This is a genomic window from Nocardioides sp. F233 (genome assembly GCF_057813895.1).
This window is the reverse complement of sequence record NZ_JBVASH010000038.1, coordinates 1-280: the sequence shown is the minus strand read 5'-3', so window position 1 is coordinate 280 and position 280 is coordinate 1. Positions and strand designations below refer to the sequence as shown.

The 280-nt window shown below is 73.6% G+C and carries 1 pseudogene; it reads left to right on the top strand.

Annotated elements, in window-relative coordinates:
- Positions 1–280: pseudogene (locus tag ACZYRU_RS26980) on the top strand (hypothetical protein); the annotation flags it as partial.

Here is a 280-nt window from a genome sequence, read left to right as displayed (position 1 = left end):
GCCGTCGGCCGCCGTCGCCGACGCGCTCGCCGCGGCTCAGGGCCGGGTCCGGTTCGCCCAGGTCATCTCCAGCGGGTTCGCTGAGACCGACGAGGGCGTCGAGCTGGAACGGGACCTGGTCGCCCGGATGCGAGCGCTCGGCACCCGGGTGATCGGTCCCAACTGCCTGGGCACCCACTCGACCCGGGGTCGGATCACCGTCGTCCCCGACGCACCCAAGGAGGTCGGCGGCGTCGCCGTCCTGTCGCAGAGCGTCGGTCTCAGCGTCGACATCCTGCGC